Origin of the sequence: Kumtagia ephedrae, assembly GCF_003012745.1 — a bacterium.
Classification (GTDB): Bacteria; Pseudomonadota; Alphaproteobacteria; order Rhizobiales; family Rhizobiaceae; genus Kumtagia; species Kumtagia ephedrae.
In genome coordinates, this window is sequence record NZ_PXYK01000033.1 from 19,546 (window position 1) to 41,239 (window position 21,694).

Below are 21,694 nucleotides of genomic sequence, written 5' to 3' on the forward strand. Positions count from 1 at the left end.
CTAGCAGCGTGCGGTATAAATTGTACCGTCAGGGCGTTGGAATCGACAGTAGCCGGTGCCGCGAGGCGTTGATGCGGTGCCGACTACGGCGCCCAGAAGCGCACCAGCACCCGCGCCAACGACCGTGCTGCGAGTGTTTCGGCCGAGTGCCTGTCCAGCCACCGCACCTGTGCCGGCGCCAATCAGCGCCCCGGTACCGGCTCGTTGTTCTTGTGTGGCCTCGCAACCCGTTAGTGAAAAAGGAACAATTATCGATGTGAAGATAAAAAGAGCGAATCTCATTGATCCAGGTTCCTCACCCGCAAAGTTCAAATGAATTCTAGGATTGCATGAGTGAACCCAGAGAACAATCACCGATGGGCAAATAGGAAGCTCATCTCGGCAGCCGCCCTTTGACATGCTAAACCCAGAACCCGTTCGACGCTTGCTGACGTGGGCCTACCAGCGAAGTCGTTGTTGTTGGGGGCGTCCCAGTCGTCGGAGCTGAGCGGCCAGCCATGGTGAAAAACGATGGGCTGGGCATCCTTGGGACCCCAATCCTTAAAGAAAATCCGTACGTCGTCGTCGGTCGTGACAAAGCCCACGGTGTGTTCTCCTTCTGGAGGGTCGTGCTTGGACGTTGCCCGGCCGCAATTTGTCGTTCCCCATCGCAATGCGGTAGTGCCATAGTCAGGCACGCTGTGTCGCGTAGCAAGGAACGCCAAATTGGACATCGAAGATCTACAGACATTCGTCGCAGTAGCCGATGCCGGAGGCGTATCGGCCGCCGCGCGCCGGCTTGGCGTCTCCAAGTCAATCGTCAGCCGGAGGCTCTTCCGGGTTGAAGCGGAGCTTGGGGTCCAGCTTCTTGCACGAACGACCCGCGGCGCCGCGCTCACCGAAGCGGGGATCACGTTCAGGGACCATGCGGCCCGCGCCAGCGCCGAGATCGATACGGCCAGGGAAACGATCCTCCCCACCGGTGAGTTGCGTGGCCGCCTGAGGGTTGCCATGCCGCTTACTTTCGGCCCGACCCACTTCGCTCCGGTACTGGCGGAAATGGCGCACCGGCACCCGCAGCTTCACATCCATACCTCCTACAGCGATCGCTTCGTCGATCTCATCGCAGATGGTTTCGATTGCGCGATCCGGGCTGGCTACCTTCAGGACTCCAACCTGATCGCGAAGCGCGTCGGGCCGTTCCATGGCAAGCTTGTCGCAAGCCCGGACTATATCGAAGCGCACGGCTCACCCGAGACTCCGGACCAACTCGTCACCCATCAGGCCCTCATGCAGGGAACCGAAACCTGGCAGTTCATGGATGGTGGCAAGGTTGTCACGGTCCAGCCGCAGGGCAGGTTCAAGGCCGATAGCGCCACGGCGCTCGCCGCCGCGGCGGCGGCAGGTCTCGGCATCGCCTGGCTCGCCGACTGCATCACACATGACTATGTGGCCTCCGGCGCGCTGGTCCCGATCATGACACGCTATCCGGTACCTCCGGCGGCCGTATATGTCGTCCGCCCGCCGGGTCAGCATCCCACGCGGAAAGTACGGGTGCTCACCGAGATGCTGATCGAGTATTTCAAACGGAACCCGGATCTTTGGGGGCTCGATCGGTAGGACACGAACGCTTCGAAGTCTTGTCGGGCAATTGCGACCCATACTTCGGCGGCATGTGCCGTTCCACTTGCTGCGACACAGCTTGACGTATCGCGGGCCTAGTTCGGTAGATGGTCCCGCGCCAATTTAGACATTCCGGAAACCCAGGGTCGGAAGCCCAAGAGAGGATAGCGCGCATGAGTTGGAACCCGGCAATCGAACCGGGCTGTCCCGATGAGGTTGGCCTCGACGCGATCGAAACGCTCATCGTCCCGCGCGCCCGAGACCTGGGCGGCTTCGAGGTTCGGCGCGCCCTGCCGGCGCCGAAGCGGCAGATGGTCGGACCATTCATCTTCTTCGATCAGGCCGGCCCGGCCGAACTCCTGACCGGACAGGGCGTCGACGTTCGGCCGCATCCGCATATCGGGCTCGGCACCGTCACGTACCTTTATCGCGGCGACTTTCATCACCGCGACAGCACCGGCGCCGATCAGATAATACGTCCTGGCGCGCTGAACTGGATGGTCGCCGGGCGCGGCGTGACCCATTCGGAGCGCACATCAGCGGCCGCCCGAAGCGGTCCGAACAGCCTGTTCGGGATACAGACATGGCTTGCCCTGCCCGATACGCATGAGGATATGGCGCCTACCTTCGAACATCACGGCAAGGAGGCGCTGCCGGTGATCGAGGATCGCGGCGTTTCGATCCGGCTCATCCTCGGGGAGGCCTATGGCCGGAAGGCACCCGCGACGATGTTCTCCGAGGCGTTCTACGCCGATGTGAAACTCGAGCCTGGAAGCCGGCTGCCCATGCCGGACGATCATGAGGACAGAGCCATCTACATCGTCGAAGGCTCGATCTCGATCGCCGGCCAGGCTTTCGAGGCACCGCAGATGATGGTCTTCCGCCCCGGCGACAGGATCACGGTCGCGGCCCGCGACCAGGGCGCGCGGTTGATGATCCTCGGCGGCGCCACGCTCGGCGGACCGCGCTACATCTGGTGGAATTTCGTCGCCTCGTCCCGGGAGCGCATCGAAGAAGCCAAGGCCGAATGGCGCGTGCAGAACTGGGGCAAGGGGCGCTTCGATCTACCCGTCGATGACCGGGAAGAGCACATTCCTCTTCCGGACTGACCGGCGCCGATGACATGATCGCCGGACACGGCTCGGGTGGGCCTAGGACGGCATGACCGACGTCGCGTGCCGGTTGAATGCTGGATGGAGACTGGGAAGATGAGCAACAAATGGCCCCATCTCGACTACGTCGGTTGGCGCGAGACGTGTTCAGCGCTGCATCTCTACCTGCAGGTCGCCGGCAAGTATCGACTGGCTCATGCTCCGTGGCTCAACCATTCCTGGAACGCGACCTTCTATGTCACGCCTACCGGCCTGGCATCTTCGCCGATCCCCGACGGCCCTGGCATCGAGATCCTGTTCGACCTTCGAGACCACATGGTGATGGGCACGAGCGGCGACGGCCGCAAGGCGTCCTTTGCGCTCGGGCCGACTACGGTCGCGGCGTTCCACGCCAGCTTCGTGGAGTTGATTTCGGAACTCGGCGGCACGCCGACTTTCAACGGACAACCGAACGAAGTGCCCAACCCGGTACCTTTCGCCGAAGATCATCGCGACAGGCCCTATGACCGCGACGCCGTTCGACGTTTCCATCACGCGTTGGTGGCGGTCGACAGGGTATTCAATCGGTTCCGGACCTCCTTTCTCGGCAAATCCAGTCCCGTTCACCTGTTCTGGGGCGCTCTCGATCTCGCCGTCACCCGCTTCTCAGGGAGACGCGCTCCTCTCCATCCGGGCGGCATTCCGGCATTGCCGGACGACGTCACGCAAGAGGCCTATGACCGCGAGGTCTCATCGACGGGCTTCTGGCCGGGCGGCGGCGGCATCGATTATCCCGCCTTCTACGCCTACGCCTACCCGACGCCGAACGGCTACCGCAGCGCGCCGGTCCGGCCCGATGCCGCGTTCTGGCATGACGGCCTGTCAGAGTTCATTCTGCCCTACGATGCCGTACAGTCGGCGCCCGACCCTGATGAGGCCCTGATGACGTTTCTAGTCTCGACCTACGAGGCTGCTGCCGATCTGGGCAGATGGGACCGCGATCTGCTGGAATGCGCGCAAGGGCGACCGCGTCAGGTCCGCCGCCCGGACGCGGCGCTGGCGAAGGCTGCGCATTCAGCCGGCGACGAAAAGGTCGAGCGCGAGGATGGGGTATCAAAAGGGCGTTATCGGCTGATCATTGATGGTGTCGAAGCGGAGATGACCTACAGCCGGGCCGGCAAGGGGTTGATCATCATCGACCATACCGAAGTTCCGGCGGCCATGCGTGGCCGCAAGGTCGGCGAACGACTGGTGAGACAGGCGGTCGAGGATGCCCGGCGAGACGGGGTCGCCATCATGCCGCTCTGTCCATTCGCAAAAGCGCAGATCGCTCGTCATCCGGAATGGCAGGACGTGCTGCGTCGATGACAGGGGGCGTGGCCGTCAGCAGGAACACCAGCACCAAGGCGACCAGGTTGCCCGCCGGAAGGTGGTCGCCTTGCCCGGCTTGAGAAGCCATCGGCCAGCGTTCCCCTCTTAGCAACACAGCTGAGCATTTCTCGACACTGAAAGCGACAGATCCCGAACGCCAAATTCGTGGATCAGGCCTTTGCCGCGTGCCGCGTCTCACGCGATTGCCGGGCACTTGAACCAACAATGGTAGAAATGGACAAACATATGATCGACCTGAATGGGAAGCGTGCATTGGTTACAGGAGGTTCGCGGGGCATCGGAGCCGCGATCGCCTTGGCGCTGGCGGAATACGGTGCTGACGTCGCGTTCACGTACCAGCGCGCGGCCAAAAAAGCTGAAGCGGTGGCCAAATCCATCGAGAGTGCGGGGCGCCGCGCCATCGCTATCCAGGCCGATAGCGGCGATCCGGAGGCCATCATGCGCTCCGTGAGCGAAGCCGTCTCCGCGCTCGGTGGACTCGATATCCTCGTCAACAGCGCGGCCATCGGCCACACGGGAACGATCGCCGACATCGACGTGAATGACTATCAGGCCGTGATGGACGTCAACGTGCGAGCGCCAGTGCTGTTTGCGAAGGCAGTTATCCCGCATCTCACCGAAGGGGGACGCATCATCACGATCGGTTCGGCCCTGGGTGAGAGGGTCCCGTTCCCAGGCATTACCGCATATGCGATGTCCAAGGCGGCACTTACCTCCTTCACCCGCGGTCTTTCGCGCGAACTCGGCCCGAACGGCATCACCGTCAATCTTGTGCAGCCCGGGGCGACGAACACGGATGCAAATCCGGCGGATGGCGAGGCTGCCGATTTCCAGCGAAGCCTGACGTCTTTGGGACGCTACGCCGAGCCGCGCGAAGTCGCGAACGCCGTGGTCTTTCTGGCAAGTCCCGCCGCGAGCGTGATTACGGGCGCCATCTTGACCGCCGACGGGGGCGCAATCGCCTGAGCCAACTTGGCATTCGCCAGCAGGCCAACCGCCTGCCGCAAGGTGCATCGGGCACGGCGCCGCCGAGGACTGCCTGTGCCGCGGGTCTTTCGTGCAAGAAGCTGGACGCCAAGCTCCGCTTCAACCCGAAAGAGCCTCCGGCTGACGATTGACTTGGAGACGCCGAGCCGGCGCGCGGCGGCCGATATGCCCCCTGCATCGGCCACCGCGACGAATGTCTCCAAATCTTCGATGTCCAATCGGCGTTCCTCGCTACGCGACACAGCGTGCCTGACCATGGCACTACCGCATCGCCAAAAGGAACAGCAAATTGCGTCCCAGGCAACGTCGTCCGCTGGCGCATGTCTCCCGTGACCCCATTGCCGTCCATGGCGGCAGAGAAAGGAAGTCTTGATGACCCCTCGTAACGGCCTCGATTCGCTGCTTCGTCCCGAAGACTCGGTGCTCGTTCTGATCGATCACCAGCCTTACCAGCTCGCGAACCTGAACAGTCACGATCCGCACATGGTGGTCAACAATGCAACGGCGCTGGCGAAGGCCGCCAAGGCCTTCGGGGTGCCGACGATCCTGACGAGCGTGATCGCCGATCGCGGCGGCCTCATCTTCCCCCAGATCACAGATGTCTTCCCCGGCCAGGAGGTGATTGACCGTACGTTCATCAACACCTGGCAGGATCGGAAGGTCGTCGACGCAGTCAGAGCGACGGGCCGTAAGCAGCTTATCATCGCGGGCCTGTGGACCGAAATCTGCGTTGCGATGCCGACGATTCAGGCACTCGGCGAAGGCTGGGATGTGACGGTCGTTACCGATGCTTCGGGTGGCACTTCGGTCGAGGCCCACGAGGTCGGGATTCAACGCATGATCGCGGCCGGCGCGAACATGATGACCTGGCTGTCGGTGGCATCCGAATGGCAGCGCGACTGGGCCCGCACCGAGCATGCCGCCGAGCTTGCGGAAGTGCTTGTACGGCATGCCGCCGGCAGCGGCATCGCGTTCCTGTGGGAGCAGCAGCTGCTCAACACGCCGGTGCCAAGCAAAGGCTGATCCGGGCTCGGGGGCCCGCGGTTGGACTCGACGCTTGAAAGGTATGCGTGCGTCGGTGGGGCACAAGAAATCCATCTCGCACTACAGAAGCGTTGCGCTCATCGCGGTCTCACAGCGCGAATGCCAGCCAGTCCCATTGCCGAGGCCGAAACCGGACGGCCAGCAGACGGCCCCGCATCGGTCGTTTGATGCCATCGGCCTCGGCGCCGGAGCAGACCGCCTACAGCGAGCGCGGCGCGATTTTGGCGCGCGCCGTCAGAGCAAGGGCAAGAAGCGTCATGGCATAGGGCAGGATGGAGAAGAGTTCCGTCGGAACAAAGCTCATTCCGCTCTGCGCGCGAAGGCCGAGGCTTTCGAAGAACGAGAAGAGGAGCGCTCCCGCAAAGGCTCCCGGCACGGACCAGCGACCGATGATGACGACCGCGAGCGCGACGTAGCCGCGGCCATTGGTGAGCCCGTCATTGAAGGCGCCGAGCACGCCGAGCGTGATGGCCGCGCCCGCGAGCCCCATCAGCGCGCCACCGAGCGTCAGCGCCACGTAGCGCACCAGCGCCGTATCGACGCCTCGCATCTCCGCCCCTGCCGGATCGTCGCCCACCGCCTTCAGAACTATGCCGATACGGGTCTTGGCCAGCACGAAAATTCCCACGACCAGCGCGACGAACGTCGCGTAGGTCATCAGGTTCTGTCGGAACAGTATGGGGCCGACGAACGGGATATCGCTCAGGAACGGCACCTTCCATGTCGGCGTCAGCGGCACGAAGATCGCCATCTGGCCGGAAGGCTGCCAGAGCTGGAAGAGATAGGACGTAAGCCCGGCGCCTATAAGTGAGATAGCGATGCCGATGACGATCTGGTTGGCGCCGAGCCGGATGACGGAGACGGCCAGAAGGGCTCCGTAGCAGGCGCCGACCGCGGCGGCGCCGAGAAGCCCCGCCTGCCATCCGGCCATGTGAGCGAAGACGACCGCGGCAAAGGCCCCCGCTGTCATGATTCCGTCGATACCGAGATTGAGCGTTCCCGCCCGCTCGGTGATCATCTCACCGAGCGCAGCCAAGAAGATCGGCGCCGCGAGCCGCAGCATGCCGCCAAGCACGATCTGCCAGAAAACGATGTCGGTCCACGTCACGGGATCATGCCGTCCTTTTTTTTCGCTGCAGACCGATCGCGACGATCAGCAGCACCAGCCCCTGCGTCACGACTGCGATCGCTGCCGGTACGGAGGTTCCCATCTGCATCCCCTGGGCACCGGTGGTGAGGGCCGCAAACATCAGGGAAGCAAGCACGATGCCGAGCGGTCTAAGCCCACCCAGCACTGCGACCAGGATGCCGCCGAAGCCGAGACCGCCGTCGACGCTGGGGTAGAGCGTGTGGGCGACGCCGGCGACCTGCAGCCAGCCGGCGAGACCGGCAGTGGCCCCGGCGAAAAGAAAGCTTGTCACTACCGCCCGTGGCCGCGACAAACCGAGCCGCGCGGCGAGCCCCTCGTTGCTGGCGAAAACCCTGTAGAGGAGGCCCGACCGCGTGCGCATCCACACCATCAGTCCAGCGGCGAGCAGAACCACGAAGGCCGCGCCCCAGTGAAGACGCGTGCCCTCGAGCAGGCTCGGCACGAGGGAGGTCTCCGGCAAAGGGGCGCTGCGCGGGGTGGCCGTTTGCGCGGCCGCGGCAAGCGGCCCCTTGAGAAGCCAGATCAGCGCGAACCCGGCTATGTAATTCAGGAGCAACGTGGAGAGTATCTCGTTGACCTGGACGTAGGCGCGCAGCAGGCCGGGCAGCAACGCATAGAGCATGCCGCCGAGCACGCCGCCCATGAAGCCGACCGTCAGCAGAACCACGGGCTCGTCGGCCGGTACGGAAAAGACGAACGCCGTCGAGAGCGCCGCGCCTGCAATCAGTTGCCCCTGGCTGCCAATGGTGAACACGCCGGTCCGAAGTGCCGGCATGACGCCGAGCCCTACGATCGCGAGCGGCACGGCGGTGACAAGCGTTTCGGCAAGCAGGTAGCGTTCGCCGAACGCGCCGTGCACCAGCGCCCGCAGCGCGGCGAGAGGATTGGCGCCAGCCAACCACACCAGCGCCGCTACGACCGCCGCCAACACAGCTGCACCGAGCAGTATTCGCGCAAGCTCGGTCGCCACCCCGTCCGTCGTGCGCCCCGTCACTGATAGAGGCCCGGTTCCGGCTGCCAGCCCGTGAGGACGTGACGGCCGATCTCCGCCTGCTTCCAGTTGACCGGATCGTGCAGGGCGAGGACGCGGATATTGCGCCAGTAGCGGTCGAAGCCGTTGGCCCGCGCGACCGAGCGCGTTCCCATCAAAGTGTAGATTTCCGAGGCAGCGGCAAGCGATGCCTTGTGGGCGGCGACTTTGGCGGCATAGACCGGGATGGCGAGCCCCGTGCGATCGATGTCGCCGCGCTCATAGGCATCGAGGAGATCGGCCGCGCTCAGCATCAGGGTATAGGCGGCAACGAGATCCGCCACGAGCTCGCCGGTCGACCTCTGCGTCAGCGGGTCGTCGGCGGCATTTGCCACCTTGGCCGATGGCCACGGGCGGCTCTTCGACGGAACGAAGTCGGCCGCCTGGCGCAGGGCGCCGATCGCCGTACCTATCATGATGGCACAGAAGCCGACCTGATAGCGCAAGGAGGCGTGCGGCGGCGAAAACTGTCCGGGGATCGTCGCGTTCCACAGCGGATCGGTCTGCACCTGGTCGAAGGTGATCGTTCCGGAATCCGTCGCCCTCTGCCCGATCGCGTCCCAGTCGCGGTGCACGGTAACGCCTTCGGTCGCCGGCGGGATGAGATTGAGCTGCATCCCGGCAAGCGCGTTCTCCGATGCGCCGGGCGCCTGGGGATTGAAGGCCCAGGTGGCGATGTAGTCGGCTTCGGCTGCCGCAGTCGTGTAGATCTTGCGGCCGTTGACGACGAAACCGCCATCCGGCCGGGCAAGCGCCGTGGTGGTCATGGGAGCGTCGACCGTGCGGCCGGACTCAGCGACGGCAAGGCCGATGATGGCTCCTTCGTCGACGATTGCACGCGCCAGACGCGGCTTGAGGCCCTCCGGGCAATAGGTCAGGATCTCACGCACGATCTCGTCATGCACCTTGTAGATCTGGGCAACCGAGCTGTCCGCGATGGCGAGCCGCAGTTGCGCCTCCATGGACAGGCGGTGGGAGATGCCCAGTCCACCCAGCGATTTCGGCAATATGGCGCGCAGAAATCCGCTTCGCTTCAGGGCCGCGATCGACTCCGTGGGGTACCGTCCTGTCGCGTCGTTTTCGACGGCGCGTGGCGCAATCTCGCCGCCGATCGCCTTCTGCAGGTCCAGCATGAGCGGAGCGACCTCCGCCGGCAGCGCAAGCGGCGGAAAGGCTGCGCCGAGGAGCGGAGAAAGTGTGGTCTTTGTCATTCCCTCATCCAGCATCAGACGGCGACGGCCTCGAAACGGGCCGGATCCATCGCCCGGTGAATATCGTGCGTATGGCTGGGGCAGCGGCAGCAGACGAGGCCGCCTTTCCTGCCGAGCACGAGGTCGGTGAAGCTTTGCGTCTTGGTTTCGACAAGCCCGCGTTCGGTAAGGCCGAGATCCGGCACGCCCACCAGCCCGATGAAAGACATGATCAGGAAGGGCGCATGCATCGTGCAGCCGATGGTCCGGGTGGCGGCGTCGCAAGCGAGCGACTGGTCGCGCACCGTCTCCCATGGCTGGTCGCTCATGCAGCCCGCGACCGGCAGAGGAACGGTCGACAGCACTTCGCCGTCGGCGACCGTGACGTAGCCGCCGCCGAGAGCCTCGATCGCCCGGGCGGCAAAGGCCAGGTCTGCGTCCAAAGTGCCGACGATCACCAGGTTCTGGTTCTCGCAATTGGTGGTCGCGGCAATGGCGCCGCGCTTCAGGCCGAAACCCTTGACGAAGCCTATGCCGACATTGAGCGTCGCATGGTGCCGGTCGACGATGGCGACCTTGAGCACATCCCTGTCGGTATCACAGGCGACCAGGCCGTCGCGAACGTCGAGTTCGGTGTGGAAGGCGCGCTTGAAGTAGCCGTCATACATCTCCATCGCCTGCACCCAGGCCTTGTCGCCCTGCGCATTCACCGAGAAGAAGGTTTCGTCGATATCGGGATGAAGATGCATCGTGTTGCGCGTGAATGCCGGCACTTCGTCGGTGTTCGCGAAAAGCGCCACGCCGTCGCGGGCGACGACCTTGCCGTCGACCAGCACGAGATGCGGCCGCGCTTCGGCGAGATCCTCGACCAGCTGCAGATCGGCGATCTTGTTGGGTGTGACCGAGCCTATCAGATGGTCGACCCGGTAGTACGAGGCGGCGTTGAGCGTCGCCATGCGCCAGGCCTTGAGCGGCTCGACGCCGCACTCGATCGCCTTGCGCACCTGATGATCGATGTGACCCTGGCGGTCGAGGTCCTCCACCAGCTTGTCGTCCGCGCAAAAGGCGATGTGGCCGAGCCCATCCTTCAGCGCGGGAATGTCGGCGAAGACCTCGGGAGTGTTGTCGTTCATGCTGCCGGCCATGACCGTCAGCATGGCCCCGAGGCGCAGCCGCTCGACGACATCCCTTGTCTTGTGGGCGTTGTGGTCGTCCGAGATGCCGCCGGCGAGATAGCTCCATAACGGCTCGTTCTCGAGCAGCGCGGTGTGGCCGGTGATGCGCTTGCCGGCCGAGATCGCCGCGACCTGCTTGCGAGCGGAGGACTCGTCCAGGTTGAAGGGGTTGGATTCGCCCAGCGTGGCGGCATCCGGACGCTGCACGCGTGCGGCGATCTGCTCGGTGGTCAGGTGCGCGCCGCCGAGTTCAAGCTCGGGAGCCTGCGGCACCTTGTGGGAGACCTGGCGCAGGATGCGCAGCGGCGTCGTCGTCGAGCCCATGAAATCGAGCCCGGCCTCACCCAGCACGTTGGCGATGCAATTGGCGTCGGCGAGCACGGTGGTCGTGCCCTTCGGCACCGACAGGCGCGCCAGTTCGCCGGGCACGAGCTTGGTATATTCGATATGCAGGTGGACGTCGATGAAGGTCGGGGCGACGAAGTATCCGGTCGCGTCTATGACATTGTCGCATTCGAAGTGCCCGACCGGCGTGATTGCCGCGATATGGCGCCCGCTGATGACGACGTCGCGCTCGAGAATTTCGCCGATATGCAGCGCCAGCACCTTGCCGCCGCGAAGGATCAGATCCGGTTTTTCCTTGCCCGCCGCGACGAAGCGCATGCGCATCAGCTCGGCGACAGACGGCGCCCAGGCGGCCCCGGTCGCGGGATAGGTGAGCGGTTCGTCGCTCATGGTGCTATCTCCATTCCATTGAGGCCCGTCATTGCCTGTCCGAGCAGGGTCATGTCGACAGGTCGGGCAAGATCGAACTCCGCCACGATGCGGCCGTTGGTGATGACGATCATGCGATGTCCGAGTTCCAGGAGTTCATCGAGGTCCGCCGAGATGACCACGACCGCCGCTCCAGCGGCGGCAGCCTTCGCCAGCGCGGCGCGGATGGTGGCGGCCGCGGCAAGATCGAGCCCCTGCGTGGGGCCGTGCGCCACGACCACACCGGGAGCACGGGCGAGTTCGCGGCCGACGAGAAGCTTCTGCTGGTTGCCGCCGGAAAGACCCCCGGCGATCGCATCGGGATCGGGCGGCCGAACGTCGAAATCCGCGATGATGCGCTTGCCGTGGTCATGTTCGGCCGATCGATCGCGCATGCCCGGAAACCGCCGGAACGCCTTGCCTCCCATCTCGAAGAGGCTGGCATTCTCGAAGATCGTCAGATCGGCGACGATCCCGTCGGCCCGGTTTTCCGGAATGAACGCCAGGCCCAGGCACGTGGAGCCGTCCGGGTCACCGGTGACGTCGATCGCATCGATCTCTACGCGTCCGCCATTCACGGCCCGCAGCCCGGCCAGCGCTTCCGCCAGCGCCGGCTGGCTGACACCCGCCACCCCTGCGACCGCCAAGATTTCGCCCTGCCGTACCTCCAGAGAGATGCCGTCGAGTATCAACTGATCCTCGTCCCGGAGCATCAGGCCGGAGACCTTCAGGCGCCGCCACTCGCTGGTCGCGGCCGCGCGTGTCGCCCTGCCCCGATCGCGGTCGCCAACCATAAGGCGCGCCACCTCGTTGGTGTCGAGCCCCGCTGTCGTGCCGTCCAAAATGACCTTGCCGCCGCGCAGAACGGTGAGGCTGTCGGCACCCTCCATGACCTCGGCAATGCGGTGGGTGACCAGCGCCACCGAGGTTCCGGCGGCCGCCAGGCGGCGAATAGTCCTGACGAGACGGTCGATCTCGACCGGCCCAAGCGCCGAGGTAGGCTCGTCGAGCAGCAGGATGCGCGCGCCGGCGGTGACCGCCGAGACGATCTCGCCGAGCTGGCGGCCGGCCAGGCTGAGGCGCTCGACCGGAGACGTCAGGTCGAGCGAGACGTCCATGTCCGCGGCCGCCTCCTGGAGCCGCGAAAGCGCGCCGGCGCGATCGAGCCTCAGGCCGCGTCCGGCCAGCAGGTGGTTGTCGACGATGGACAGCGTCGAAACAAAGGAAAGCGCCTGCGGCACGAAGCCTATTCCGGCCGCGATGGCCTGGCGCCTCGACCATGGCCCTACAGCCGCCCCGTCGAGGACGAACTCTCCGGTATCGCGCGGAACAATGCCGGCGATGATTTTCGCCAGCGTGGACTTGCCCGCTCCGTTCTCGCCGACGATCGCGCGGATGCGCCCGCGCTCCAGATCGATCGCGGCACCGGAAAGGGCCGATATCGATCCGAAGCGCTTGTCCACGTCCTTGAGACTGACGAGCATATCCGACACGTCGCCGTTCTCTTATTCGAAGAAATTGGGCAGCGTCTTCTTGCCGCTTTCGAGATCGGCGATCAGCGCCTCGACCTGGTTCTTCAGATCGGCAGGCAGGCTTTCGCCGACCTCACGAACTTCGGTCATCACGAGGCCCTTGTTGGCGATGCCGGAAACGAAGAACTTGTTGCCGAAGCTGCCGGCCTTGATGTCGTCCACATAGGCCTTGTAGGTCGGGTACATGTCGAGCACGACGGATGCGATGTTGACCTTCTCGGCAAAACCGCCGGCCTCGCCCGTCACGCCGATCGTCAGCGCGCCTTCCTGTCCGGCCGCGGCGGCGACGCCGTTGCCGATGCCGTCCCCTGACGTCCAGATGAGGCCGGCGCCCTGCGCGATCATGCCCCTGGTCACCTCGGCGGCCTTCTGGGCGTCGTCGAAGGAACCGGTATAGGTTTCGACGAAGGCGGCCGACGCGTTGCCTTCCTTCAGGCCGGCCTTGAAGCCGTTATGGGAAGCCTTGACGAAGGGAAGGTCCGGACCGCCGACCATGCCGAACGTGGTGACGCCGGCAAGCTTGCCGGCAATGAAGCCCCCGAGATAGCCCTGCTGTCCGAAATCATAGGTCCAGCCGTCGACATTGGCGATCAGACGGTCGGCGAGATCCGGTCCGCCGGACGCGGCGAAATGCACCTTGGGAAAGTCGGGCGCGATTTTCAGGATCGGGTCGGAAAGCTCGATGCCGTGACCGATGACGAGGTCATAGCCCTGCGACGCATACTGGCGGATGACGGGCTCGGACTTTGACGGGTCGGCCATTTCCTCGCGGAGTTCGAACGTGATGTCACCGTCCTTGGCAAGCTTCTCGGCAGCCTCGCGGGCGACCTGGTTGAACGACCCGTCATTGGCATGGCCGGGCACGAGGAGAGCGACCTTGAGGGGATCGGCGAATGCGGCGCCAGCGGAAAGGCTGGCGAACACGACGGTGGCGGCAAGACTGATCTGACGCAGTGTTTTCATGGAGCCTGTTCCTTCGGAGCCGTGGTTGCGTTGTCGGTTGCGAATGTGAGCGACGCCGGATCGAGGCTGGGGCCGTCGAAGCGGTTGCTGAATCTGTTCTTCTGGGCGATCGCCGCCCCGGTCGTGATCTCGAAGCACGGGTCGAGGATCGGCCGCGAAATTCCGAGCATTTCCGCAGGCACGCACAGAACCGAGAAGCGGCCGTAGGGCTCGGCCTCGATGGAAGCGTCCAGCGCGCCGGCGCGGCTTTTCGAGATCAGCGCGGCCGTCGACAGAAAACCGGCGGGCGAGGGCGTGCCGTCGCAGGCCATCCCGCCCGGGCAGACAAGGTGCCGCATCGTCCCGTCGGCATCGACCGCGACCGCTTCGCGCGACCGCTCCGCCCAGGCCGGAGCACCACCGAGGATGGACACCACGTCACCGTCGCGGCTGATGTCGATCGCCGCCATGTAGGTCGGCTCCACCTTGGAGCCGGATACCGCGAAACGTTCCGGGAGGCTCCTTGCCCATTGCAAGAGGTCGGTGCCAGCCGCCGCGGCGGGCGCTTCCGCGAACGCGAGAGCGACGATTGCAAGGGCGAGGTGTCTCACCATCTTGCGAGGGCCTCCAGCAGGGAGGTCTTCAGCGCGTCCGGGGCGAAGGAGGCGCGAATAGAGGTTTCCGCGACACCTCTGCACGTTTCCTTGTCCCAGGCGAAGGCGTCGGCCGTGCGGGCATACTCCGCGGCAAGGTCGGTGCGCAGCAGGGCGGGATCGTCGGTATTGACCGAAACCGGCACGCCGGCGCGACGCAGAAGCTCGATCGGATGCTCGCCCAGCGTCCTGTAGAGGCCGAGCACGAGGTTGGAACTCGGACAGACCCCGAGCGCGATCTGGCGATCGGCCAGGATCTCCACAAGCGCGGGATCCTCGATGGCGCGAACGCCGTGGTCGATGCGGTCCGCGCCGAGCAGGAAGATCGCGTCGCGAACCCCTTCTGGTCCGCTGGATTCGCCGGCATGAGCGGTGCGCCCGAGACCGCCGCGTCCGGCGATCTGGAAAGCCTCCGCGAATTTCTCGCCGGTGCGGCCGGATGCAGCTTCGTTGCCGTCGACCGAAAGCGCGACGACCCGCGGATGCTTCAACCGGAGCAGTTCCTCGACCAGCGCGACGGCTTCCACGCAGGATTGCTGCCGCAGAAGCGACACGCACAGGCCGACCGGCGGGAGGCCATCCGCTTCGGCTGCGCGAAAACCCTCGTCGAGCCCTTCCACCAGTCCGGACAAATTACCCCGCCAGCCCGACCAGTGCGTCGGATTGACGATCACATCGGCGTAGCCGACGCCGGAATCCGCCATCCGCCGGGAAAAGGCATAGGCCGACCTGGCGAGCTGATCCTTGCTGCGCGACAGGCCGCAGATGAAATCGAGGAACCGGAGAAAATCCGCGAGGCCCTGAAATTCCAGCAACCGCTCTTCCGGCCGGGGCAGAGGTGTACCGTTCTCGCGCGCGAGCTCCACGATCGTCTCGGTGGAGAAGCAGCCTTCGAGATGGATATGGATTTCCGCTTTCGGCAGCGATTTGAAGTCCGTCGACACGTGTGCTGAAGCCCCGGATTTTCCTTGGTTCCGGCTGAGGAGCTTCCAGCTTTTTCGCAGGTGCACAAGAGCAATTTCACGTTCGAACCGTGCGACGGAATGCAACGCTAGCTAACGTTTTCGGTCATGGATTGCGTCGACGCGATATCGGTGAGTGCGCCGCGCAGCAGCGCGATGGCAGCCTGTGCGGCCGGTGACGGACGGCGGTTCGACGGCACCGCGATGACGAGTTCCTCCCTCTCGAGTTTGCTGTCCTCGATCTTGAGGAAGGCGAGTTCGCCATGCGCGAGTTCGGTTTGCACGTCAAAGATCGACAGAATCGCCATCAGTTCGGCGTTGCGGAGCATCGACTTCAACATCGCGATCGAGTTGGATTTGAGGGGCGAGACGACTTCGATATGCGCCTCGCGAAAAGCGCTCTCGATGAACTCGTGAATGCGCACCGAACTGTCCGGAAGGACGAAACCATGACGAAGACAGTTGGCCAGTCTCAAGTTGCGGGAACCGGCCAGAGGATGGTTCGCCGCCATCACCAGGCCGGGGCGCAGTTTGAGCCGGAAGACGATATCGGCGGCGAAGCGCGCCGGAGGATTGAACACCAGCGCCAGGTCCAGTTCCTTGGCGACAAGCCTGCGCACGAGTTCTTCGGTCGAGGCGATCTGGACCGACGCCTCGACCCCCGAATGGTACTGCCACAGCGCCCTGATGATATCCGGCAGCACGGCCGTGCTGAAGCACTCGGTGGCGCCGATCGAGACCGCTCCGCGTCTCTGTCCGGTGAGTTCGCGCAACTGCCCTTCGGCGAGGGCCTGCTCGCGCCGCCACCGTCTGATGTCGGCCAGCAGCCGCTCCCCTATCGGGGTCGGACGGACCCCCCGGGGAAGACGCTCGAGCAGCGGCAGGCCGATGTCCGCCTCCATGTTGAGTATCTGCCGGTTGATCGCCGAGGCGGACATGTTGAGCGCTTCCGCCGCGCGACGGAACGAACCTGCCCGTGCCACGGCATCCAGCAGGATCGCGGAGGAAGAAAGCAGCTGCATGGTTTCCTGATCGCGGCAGAGCGTTGCATCTTCTCGTACGGTAGCGCCGCGAATTGTTGCTTGTCACTGATTTTCCCATTCGGCACCCTGCTGCAATGCACATAAGGGAGCGCATGCGATGAAGGACAACCGCAGCTCGGTCGATCACGAGTATTTTCTGCGCAAGACGTTCGAGGTGGCCGAGCGCGCGCAGGCGGCGGGCAACCACCCGTTCGGCGCCATTCTCGTGGGAGCGGATGGCGAGGTGTTGATGGAACAGGAGAACGCCTTCCAGCCGCTGCAGGACATGACCGGCCACGCCGAACGCGTGCTGATGACACGCGCGTCGCAGGCCTACCGCCCGCGGTTCCTCGCGGAATGCACCATGTATACCTCCGCCGAGCCCTGCGCCATGTGCTCCGGGGCCGTCTATTGGGCAGGCGTCGGCAGGGTCGTCTACGGTCTCGGCGAAAGCCGGCTGAAGCTGATCACAGGCAATCACGACGAAAACCCGACGCTCGACCTGCCCTGCCGAACGGTATTCGAGGCGGGTCAGCGCGACATCGAGGTTATCGGCCCGCTGCTAGCGGACGAGGCCGCCGCGCTGCACGAAGCGTTCTGGCGGAAAACCCAGGATTGATCGCGAGCAGATACGAGCCATTCTTGTCCGCCGCCACCGGAAGCTGGCTACTCTTTACGACCATCAGCGCGCTTCGATGAGCGTCGAACGATAAAGGTCAAGCAAGCCGTCGGAATCGACGGAGGTGCAGACCCTGTGCGACGGCCGGCCATCCCATGCGCCGGGCGGATAGGACAATGTGTCCGGCTTCTGGACCGTCATGCCGCGGGTGATGCCGTCGGTCGAGACGCGGATGGCTCCGCTGCGCGTGGTGAAAAGCTCGGGCTTCAGAAAATACGCCACGGCGGAGGAGTCGTGGACATAGATCGACGAAACCCCGCCGGCCTGGTGGAAGGCTTCGTAAAAACGCGAGATGTCCCATACAAAATGGCCGCTTTCGCCACTTTTTTCGGCAAGATCGGCCAGAAAATCGGTGGACATTCTGGTTTTCTGGGTCACGTCGAGACCGACGAAGGTGATCGGCCAGTCGGCGGCGGCAATCTCGTCGGCGGCTTCCGGATCGCCGATAATGTTGGCCTCGGCAGCGGGGGTGACGTTGCCCTGCACGCCGGCGATGCCGAAGGCGCCGCCCATGACGACGATCTCCTTGACCAGGGAGGCGATGCCCGGCTCCTCCCGCAGCGTCAAGGCCAGATTGGTCATACGGCCGACGGCGACGATGGAGATCTCGTGAGGGGCGGCACGCACGGCGTCGATGATGAAACGATATGCCGGGCGCGGGTCGGCCCTGGCCCGGAGTTGCGCCGGCAGCGCCACGTCGCCCAGGGCGTTGCGGCCGTGGACGAAATCGGGCGGCGCCATCGCCGCGCCGACCAGCGGCGCGCCCGCCCCGCGCGCGACCGGCGCGGCGATGCCGAAGCGCTCGGCGATATAAAGAGCGTTGAACGTGGTCTGGTCGATGGTGCCGTTGCCGAACGTCGTGGTGATGCCCGCAAGCTCCACCTCCGGTGCGTGATGCAGGAAGAGCAGCGCCATCGCGTCGTCTACGCCCGGATCGGTGTCGAAGATCACTTTGCGGAGGGTCATGAGCCGGTCCTCGTTCGATGCGGGGTTCAGATGCGCACGAAGCGCTTGCGGCGGGCGCGGGCATGGATGACCAGCGCCACGATCGGCACGATGTAGGGCAGGGACTGCAGCAGTTCGCTCGGGATGCCCTTGCCCTGCAGCGAAATGACGAACGCGTCGGCGGCACCGAGCAGCAGCGACGCCGCCATGGTGCCCCAGGCGCTGCCATAGCCCATCAGGTCGGCGGCAAGGGCGACGAAGCCGCGGCCTCCGCTCATGTTCTGCGAGAACCAGCTCACATAGCCCATCGAAAGGAAGGCCCCCGCCGCGCCGGCGAGAAGACCCGAAAGCACGAGCGCGGCGATCTGCATGCGTGCCACGTCGATGCCAGCGGTCGCCGCCGCTTCCGCGCTCTCGCCGACGGCACGCAGGCGTATGCCGAAGGGCGTGCGCATCATCAGGACGGCGACCACCGGCACCATGGCGAAGGCGAGATAGGTCAGCACGTGATGGCCCGACAGCAGCCTGCCGAGCACGGGAATGTCGGCGATCAGCGGGATCGCAAGCGAAGGAAGGACGCCACTCGACAACGAGCCGGACATGCCCTTGTCGCCGGTGAGCATGTAGAGGACCAGCGTCGTGCCTGCCGCGGCAAGCATGTTCAACGCGATGCCGGACAGGATGAGGTCCGCCTTCAGCACATGGATGGCGAAGGACAGGAGGAAGCCCAGCACGGCCCCCGTCGCCAGCGCGCCGGCAAGTCCGACCCAGGCACTGCCACTCGCCGCGCTGGCCAGCACGCCGGCAAGCGCTGCGGCCAGCATCATGCCTTCGACGCCGAGATTGAGCACGCCCGCCTTCTGGGAGATGTGCACGCCGAGCGCCGCCAGCAGGATCGGCGTCGTCACGCGCAGCAGCACCGGAACGAGGTCGACGATATGGGCGATGGTCTCCAGGAAGGTCACGCGTGGCCCTCCTTGCGCTTGCCGGAGAGCAGGGCCAGCAGGCGCGGGCTGCGCGTGATCGCCGACGCCGTGACCAGAATCAGGATCAGCGCCTGGATCAGCCCCACCACCTCGTTGGGCACGTCGTGATTGCGGGCGACGAGATCGCCGCCGACCTGCAGATAGGAGAGGAACAGCGCGGAGGGGATCAGCAGCAGCGGCCGGTCGCGGGCGAGGATCGCCACCACGACGCCGGTCCAGCCATTGCCGGGCAGGCCTTGCCAGGAGAAGCGCTGATAGAGGCCGAGAAGCTCGATGCCGCCGGCCAGCGCGGCGATCGTTCCGCCCAGGACCTGGGCGCGCAGCATGACCGAGCGGATCGGCAGTCCGAGATGCGCGGCAAAGCCGGGATTGGCGCCGACGATGCGCGATTCGTATCCCGCCTTGGTGCGGAACAGGTAGATGCTGCCGGCAATGCAGGCGAGGAAGGCGAAGATAGTACCCAGATGAATGCGGGTACCCTCAACGATGCGCGGCAGGCGGGCGTCGGCGGGAATCCTGTAGCTCACCATCGCGCCCGCCGAAGGGTCGCGCAGGACGGAGTTCACGACGTAGAGGCCGATGAACATCACCGCGAAGTTCAGCATCAGCGAGGAGACCAGTTCGGAGACCTCGAAGCGATTGCGCAGCACGCCCGGCACCACGCAGGCCGACGAGCCGACGATCATTCCGCCGGCGAGCGCCACCGGCGCCATCGCCCAGCCCGGCAGGGGCACGAGGATGACGATGGCGGCGGTCGCAAGCGCCCCGAGGAAGAAAGCGCCCTCCACGCCGAGATTGAACATGCCGGCGCGGAACATCAGCGCGACAGCCAGGCCGCACAGCATCGCGGGCGTCGCCATCTCGACGATGTTGCCCGTGTGGCGGAAGGTGCGGAAAGGACCGAACAGGAACGTGTCGATCATGCCGATCGGATCCGGCGTCGCCAAGGCGACCGGAATCAGCACGGCTGCGACCGCCACGATCAGCACCAGCACCGTCAGGGCGAAGGGGGCCAGCGTCCGGCGGATCATGCCGCATCCTCCAGCCCGAGCATGAAAGGCCCGAGCCGTTCCGGCGTCAGGTGCGGGCCGTTGTCGAGCACGGCGGTGATCCGCCCGGCATAGAGAACGGCGACGCGGTCGGAAAGAGCAAGCAGTTCATCGAGGTCGGCGCTGATCAGGAGCACCGCCGTTCCCTGCCGTGCCATATCGAGGATGCGGCCCTGCAGGAAAGCGGCGGCGGCGATGTCGATGCCGCGCGTCGGCTGGTCGGCGATCAGGAAGGTCGGCGCCGTCGCGAACTCGCGCGCGGCGATGACTTTCTGCGCGTTGCCGCCGGAAAGCGCGGAAAGCGGCGCGCGCGGCCCGGGACAGCGGATCGAGAAGTCCGATATCAGGCGCCGGGCCTCGGTCTCCATCTCGCGCACACGCAGGAAGGCGCCACGGGAAAATCGGCTGCTCCTGTGGGCACCGGCGATCGCATTGTCGACGACGCTCAGCGTGCGCGCGCTGCCCTGATGGAAACGATCGGCCGGCAGATGGGCCATGCCGCCCTTGCGCAGGGCCGCCGTCGAACAGCCGCGGGCAGACCGGCCGTCCAGATGGAAATCTCCGTCATGGGGCAACACCTCCCCGGTGAGCACCGAGACCAGTCCGCGCTGGCCGCTGCCGTCGACGCCGGCGATGCCTAGGATCTCGCCGGCCCGGATCGAGAGGCTCACGCCGTCCAGCCTGTCGGCGCCGGCCAGGGACCTGAGAACGACGTTGTCGACCCGCAGCCGCTCGGCGCCGAAGCCGTGGGGCTCGCGCAGCGGCGGCACAGTCTTTGTCGTTCCCATGACCAGCGTCGCGATCTCGGCATCGGAGATGTCGCCCATGGCAGCATCGCCCGACAGCAGCCCGGCGCGCAGCGTCGTGACGCGATCGGCCAGCGCCCGCACCTCGCCGAGTTTGTGCGAGATGAAGAGAATGGTGATCCCGGCCCGCCTGAGCCCGTGAAGCCGGCGGAAGAGCTCGTCCGTCTCCGGCGGCGTCAGGACCGCGGTCGGCTCGTCCAGGATCAGCACCCGCACGTCGCGGGAAAGCGCTTTCAGGATCTCGACCTTCTGCTGGGCGGCGACCGACAGGCCGGCGACGCGGGCATCCGGATCCGCTTCGAGATTGTACCTGGCAGCAAGCGCTGCCACGCGCTCGCGCGCCGCCTTGCGGTCCACCAGCAAACCCCTGCGCGGCTCCTGGCCGAGCAGGATGTTCTCGGCGACCGTGAGCGAGGGCAGCAGCGAGAAGTGCTGATGCACCATGCTGATGCCGAAGCTGGCGGCTGCGCGCGGCGAGGAGATGTCGACGGGCTGCCCGTCGATGCGGATCGTGCCGCCGGTCGCCCGCTCCAGCCCGAACAGGATCTTCATCAGCGTCGATTTGCCGGCGCCGTTCTCGCCGCAGATGGCGTGGATGGTCCCGGCCTCGATCGAGAACGAGACGCCTTTCAGCGCCTCGGTCCCGTTGGGATATCGCTTCGAGATCGCCTCGAAGCGGATGATGGGTTCAGCCGCCATTGGCC

20 protein-coding genes and 2 pseudogenes are annotated in these 21,694 nt (G+C 65.3%); 6 read left to right on the forward strand and 16 right to left on the reverse strand.

The features are described 5' to 3' along the window. Both C7I84_RS25295 and C7I84_RS30740 read right to left on the reverse strand, forming a co-directional pair. A complete protein-coding gene (locus C7I84_RS25295) occupies positions 1–282 on the reverse strand; it encodes a YMGG-like glycine zipper-containing protein (RefSeq protein WP_106775000.1) in 282 nt (93 codons plus the stop codon). A 182-nt stretch (positions 283–464) separates the two neighbouring features. Next, positions 465–584 (reverse strand): annotated as a pseudogene (locus C7I84_RS30740) (alpha/beta fold hydrolase); the annotation flags it as partial. A gap of 121 nt (positions 585–705) precedes the next feature. Between C7I84_RS30740 and C7I84_RS25305 the strand changes: the two are divergent. The 4 genes from C7I84_RS25305 to C7I84_RS25320 all read left to right on the forward strand — a co-directional run bounded on the left by C7I84_RS25305 (position 706) and on the right by C7I84_RS25320 (position 5,051). After that, positions 706–1,599, forward strand: coding sequence for a LysR family transcriptional regulator (locus C7I84_RS25305; RefSeq protein WP_106775001.1), 894 nt, complete (start codon positions 706–708; stop codon positions 1,597–1,599). 176 nt (positions 1,600–1,775) lie between these two features. Further along, positions 1,776–2,711 (forward strand): pirin family protein, encoded by a 936-nt coding sequence (locus C7I84_RS25310; protein ID WP_106775002.1) that lies wholly within the window; start codon positions 1,776–1,778, stop codon positions 2,709–2,711. 99 nt (positions 2,712–2,810) lie between these two features. After that, positions 2,811–4,061: a DUF5996 family protein gene (locus tag C7I84_RS25315; RefSeq protein WP_106775003.1), complete on the forward strand. Its 1,251-nt coding sequence runs from the start codon at positions 2,811–2,813 to the stop codon at positions 4,059–4,061. A 249-nt stretch (positions 4,062–4,310) separates the two neighbouring features. Continuing rightward, positions 4,311–5,051: an SDR family NAD(P)-dependent oxidoreductase gene (locus tag C7I84_RS25320; protein WP_106775036.1), complete on the forward strand. Its 741-nt coding sequence runs from the start codon at positions 4,311–4,313 to the stop codon at positions 5,049–5,051. A gap of 77 nt (positions 5,052–5,128) precedes the next feature. Here the strand turns inward: C7I84_RS25320 and C7I84_RS25325 are convergent. Next, a pseudogene (locus C7I84_RS25325) lies at positions 5,129–5,290 on the reverse strand (helix-turn-helix domain-containing protein); the annotation flags it as partial. Between the two features lie 154 nt (positions 5,291–5,444). Here C7I84_RS25325 and C7I84_RS25330 point away from each other — a divergent pair. Beyond that, a complete protein-coding gene (locus C7I84_RS25330) occupies positions 5,445–6,095 on the forward strand; it encodes a hydrolase (RefSeq protein WP_106775004.1) in 651 nt (216 codons plus the stop codon). Positions 6,096–6,315: 220 nt separating this feature from the next. On the opposite strand, the gene C7I84_RS25335 is transcribed toward C7I84_RS25330, so the two are convergent. The 9 genes from C7I84_RS25335 to C7I84_RS25375 all read right to left on the reverse strand — a co-directional run bounded on the left by C7I84_RS25335 (position 6,316) and on the right by C7I84_RS25375 (position 16,525). After that, positions 6,316–7,224 (reverse strand): ABC transporter permease, encoded by a 909-nt coding sequence (locus C7I84_RS25335; protein WP_106775005.1) that lies wholly within the window; start codon positions 7,222–7,224, stop codon positions 6,316–6,318. Positions 7,225–7,228: 4 nt separating this feature from the next. Next, positions 7,229–8,236: an ABC transporter permease gene (locus C7I84_RS25340; RefSeq protein ID WP_165816211.1), complete on the reverse strand. Its 1,008-nt coding sequence runs from the start codon at positions 8,234–8,236 to the stop codon at positions 7,229–7,231. A gap of 20 nt (positions 8,237–8,256) precedes the next feature. Next, complete coding sequence (locus tag C7I84_RS25345) at positions 8,257–9,507, reverse strand: acyl-CoA dehydrogenase family protein (RefSeq protein ID WP_165816212.1); 1,251 nt, start codon at positions 9,505–9,507, stop codon at positions 8,257–8,259. A 14-nt stretch (positions 9,508–9,521) separates the two neighbouring features. Then, a complete protein-coding gene (locus tag C7I84_RS25350) occupies positions 9,522–11,396 on the reverse strand; it encodes an adenine deaminase (RefSeq protein WP_106775008.1) in 1,875 nt (624 codons plus the stop codon). Further along, positions 11,393–12,898 (reverse strand): ATP-binding cassette domain-containing protein, encoded by a 1,506-nt coding sequence (locus C7I84_RS25355; protein ID WP_106775009.1) that lies wholly within the window; start codon positions 12,896–12,898, stop codon positions 11,393–11,395. Before C7I84_RS25355 ends, C7I84_RS25350 begins: the two co-directional genes overlap by 4 nt. Before the next feature lie 21 nt (positions 12,899–12,919). Continuing rightward, positions 12,920–13,909, reverse strand: a complete 990-nt coding sequence (locus tag C7I84_RS25360; protein ID WP_106775010.1) for a BMP family protein — start codon at positions 13,907–13,909, stop codon at positions 12,920–12,922. Next, the gene (locus C7I84_RS25365; RefSeq protein WP_133170160.1) at positions 13,906–14,358 is read right to left on the reverse strand and encodes a hypothetical protein; all 453 of its coding nucleotides are present in this window, start codon (positions 14,356–14,358) and stop codon (positions 13,906–13,908) included. Before C7I84_RS25365 ends, C7I84_RS25360 begins: the two co-directional genes overlap by 4 nt. Before the next feature lie 137 nt (positions 14,359–14,495). After that, positions 14,496–15,485 (reverse strand): adenosine deaminase, encoded by a 990-nt coding sequence (gene add / locus C7I84_RS25370; protein ID WP_106775012.1) that lies wholly within the window; start codon positions 15,483–15,485, stop codon positions 14,496–14,498. A gap of 107 nt (positions 15,486–15,592) precedes the next feature. Next, entirely contained in the window at positions 15,593–16,525 is a 933-nt protein-coding gene (locus C7I84_RS25375) for a LysR family transcriptional regulator (protein WP_106775013.1), read from the reverse strand. A gap of 118 nt (positions 16,526–16,643) precedes the next feature. Between C7I84_RS25375 and C7I84_RS25380 the strand changes: the two genes are divergently transcribed. Beyond that, positions 16,644–17,144, forward strand: a complete 501-nt coding sequence (locus C7I84_RS25380) for a nucleoside deaminase (RefSeq protein WP_106775014.1) — start codon at positions 16,644–16,646, stop codon at positions 17,142–17,144. 63 nt (positions 17,145–17,207) lie between these two features. Here the strand turns inward: C7I84_RS25380 and C7I84_RS25385 are convergent, their stop codons facing one another. The 4 genes from C7I84_RS25385 to C7I84_RS25400 are packed head-to-tail and all read right to left on the reverse strand — an operon-like array spanning position 17,208 to position 21,689. Then, complete coding sequence (locus C7I84_RS25385) at positions 17,208–18,170, reverse strand: nucleoside hydrolase (protein ID WP_106775015.1); 963 nt, start codon at positions 18,168–18,170, stop codon at positions 17,208–17,210. A gap of 26 nt (positions 18,171–18,196) precedes the next feature. Further along, positions 18,197–19,105 (reverse strand): ABC transporter permease subunit, encoded by a 909-nt coding sequence (locus C7I84_RS25390; protein WP_207771070.1) that lies wholly within the window; start codon positions 19,103–19,105, stop codon positions 18,197–18,199. Between the two features lie 5 nt (positions 19,106–19,110). Continuing rightward, positions 19,111–20,166 carry an ABC transporter permease gene (locus tag C7I84_RS25395; protein ID WP_425351397.1) on the reverse strand — a complete coding sequence of 352 codons (1,056 nt, stop codon included), beginning with the start codon at positions 20,164–20,166 and terminating at the stop codon, positions 19,111–19,113. Then, positions 20,163–21,689 (reverse strand): ABC transporter ATP-binding protein, encoded by a 1,527-nt coding sequence (locus C7I84_RS25400; protein ID WP_106775017.1) that lies wholly within the window; start codon positions 21,687–21,689, stop codon positions 20,163–20,165. The genes C7I84_RS25395 and C7I84_RS25400 overlap by 4 nt, the downstream gene beginning before the upstream one ends. Between the last annotated feature and the right edge of the window lie 5 nt (positions 21,690–21,694).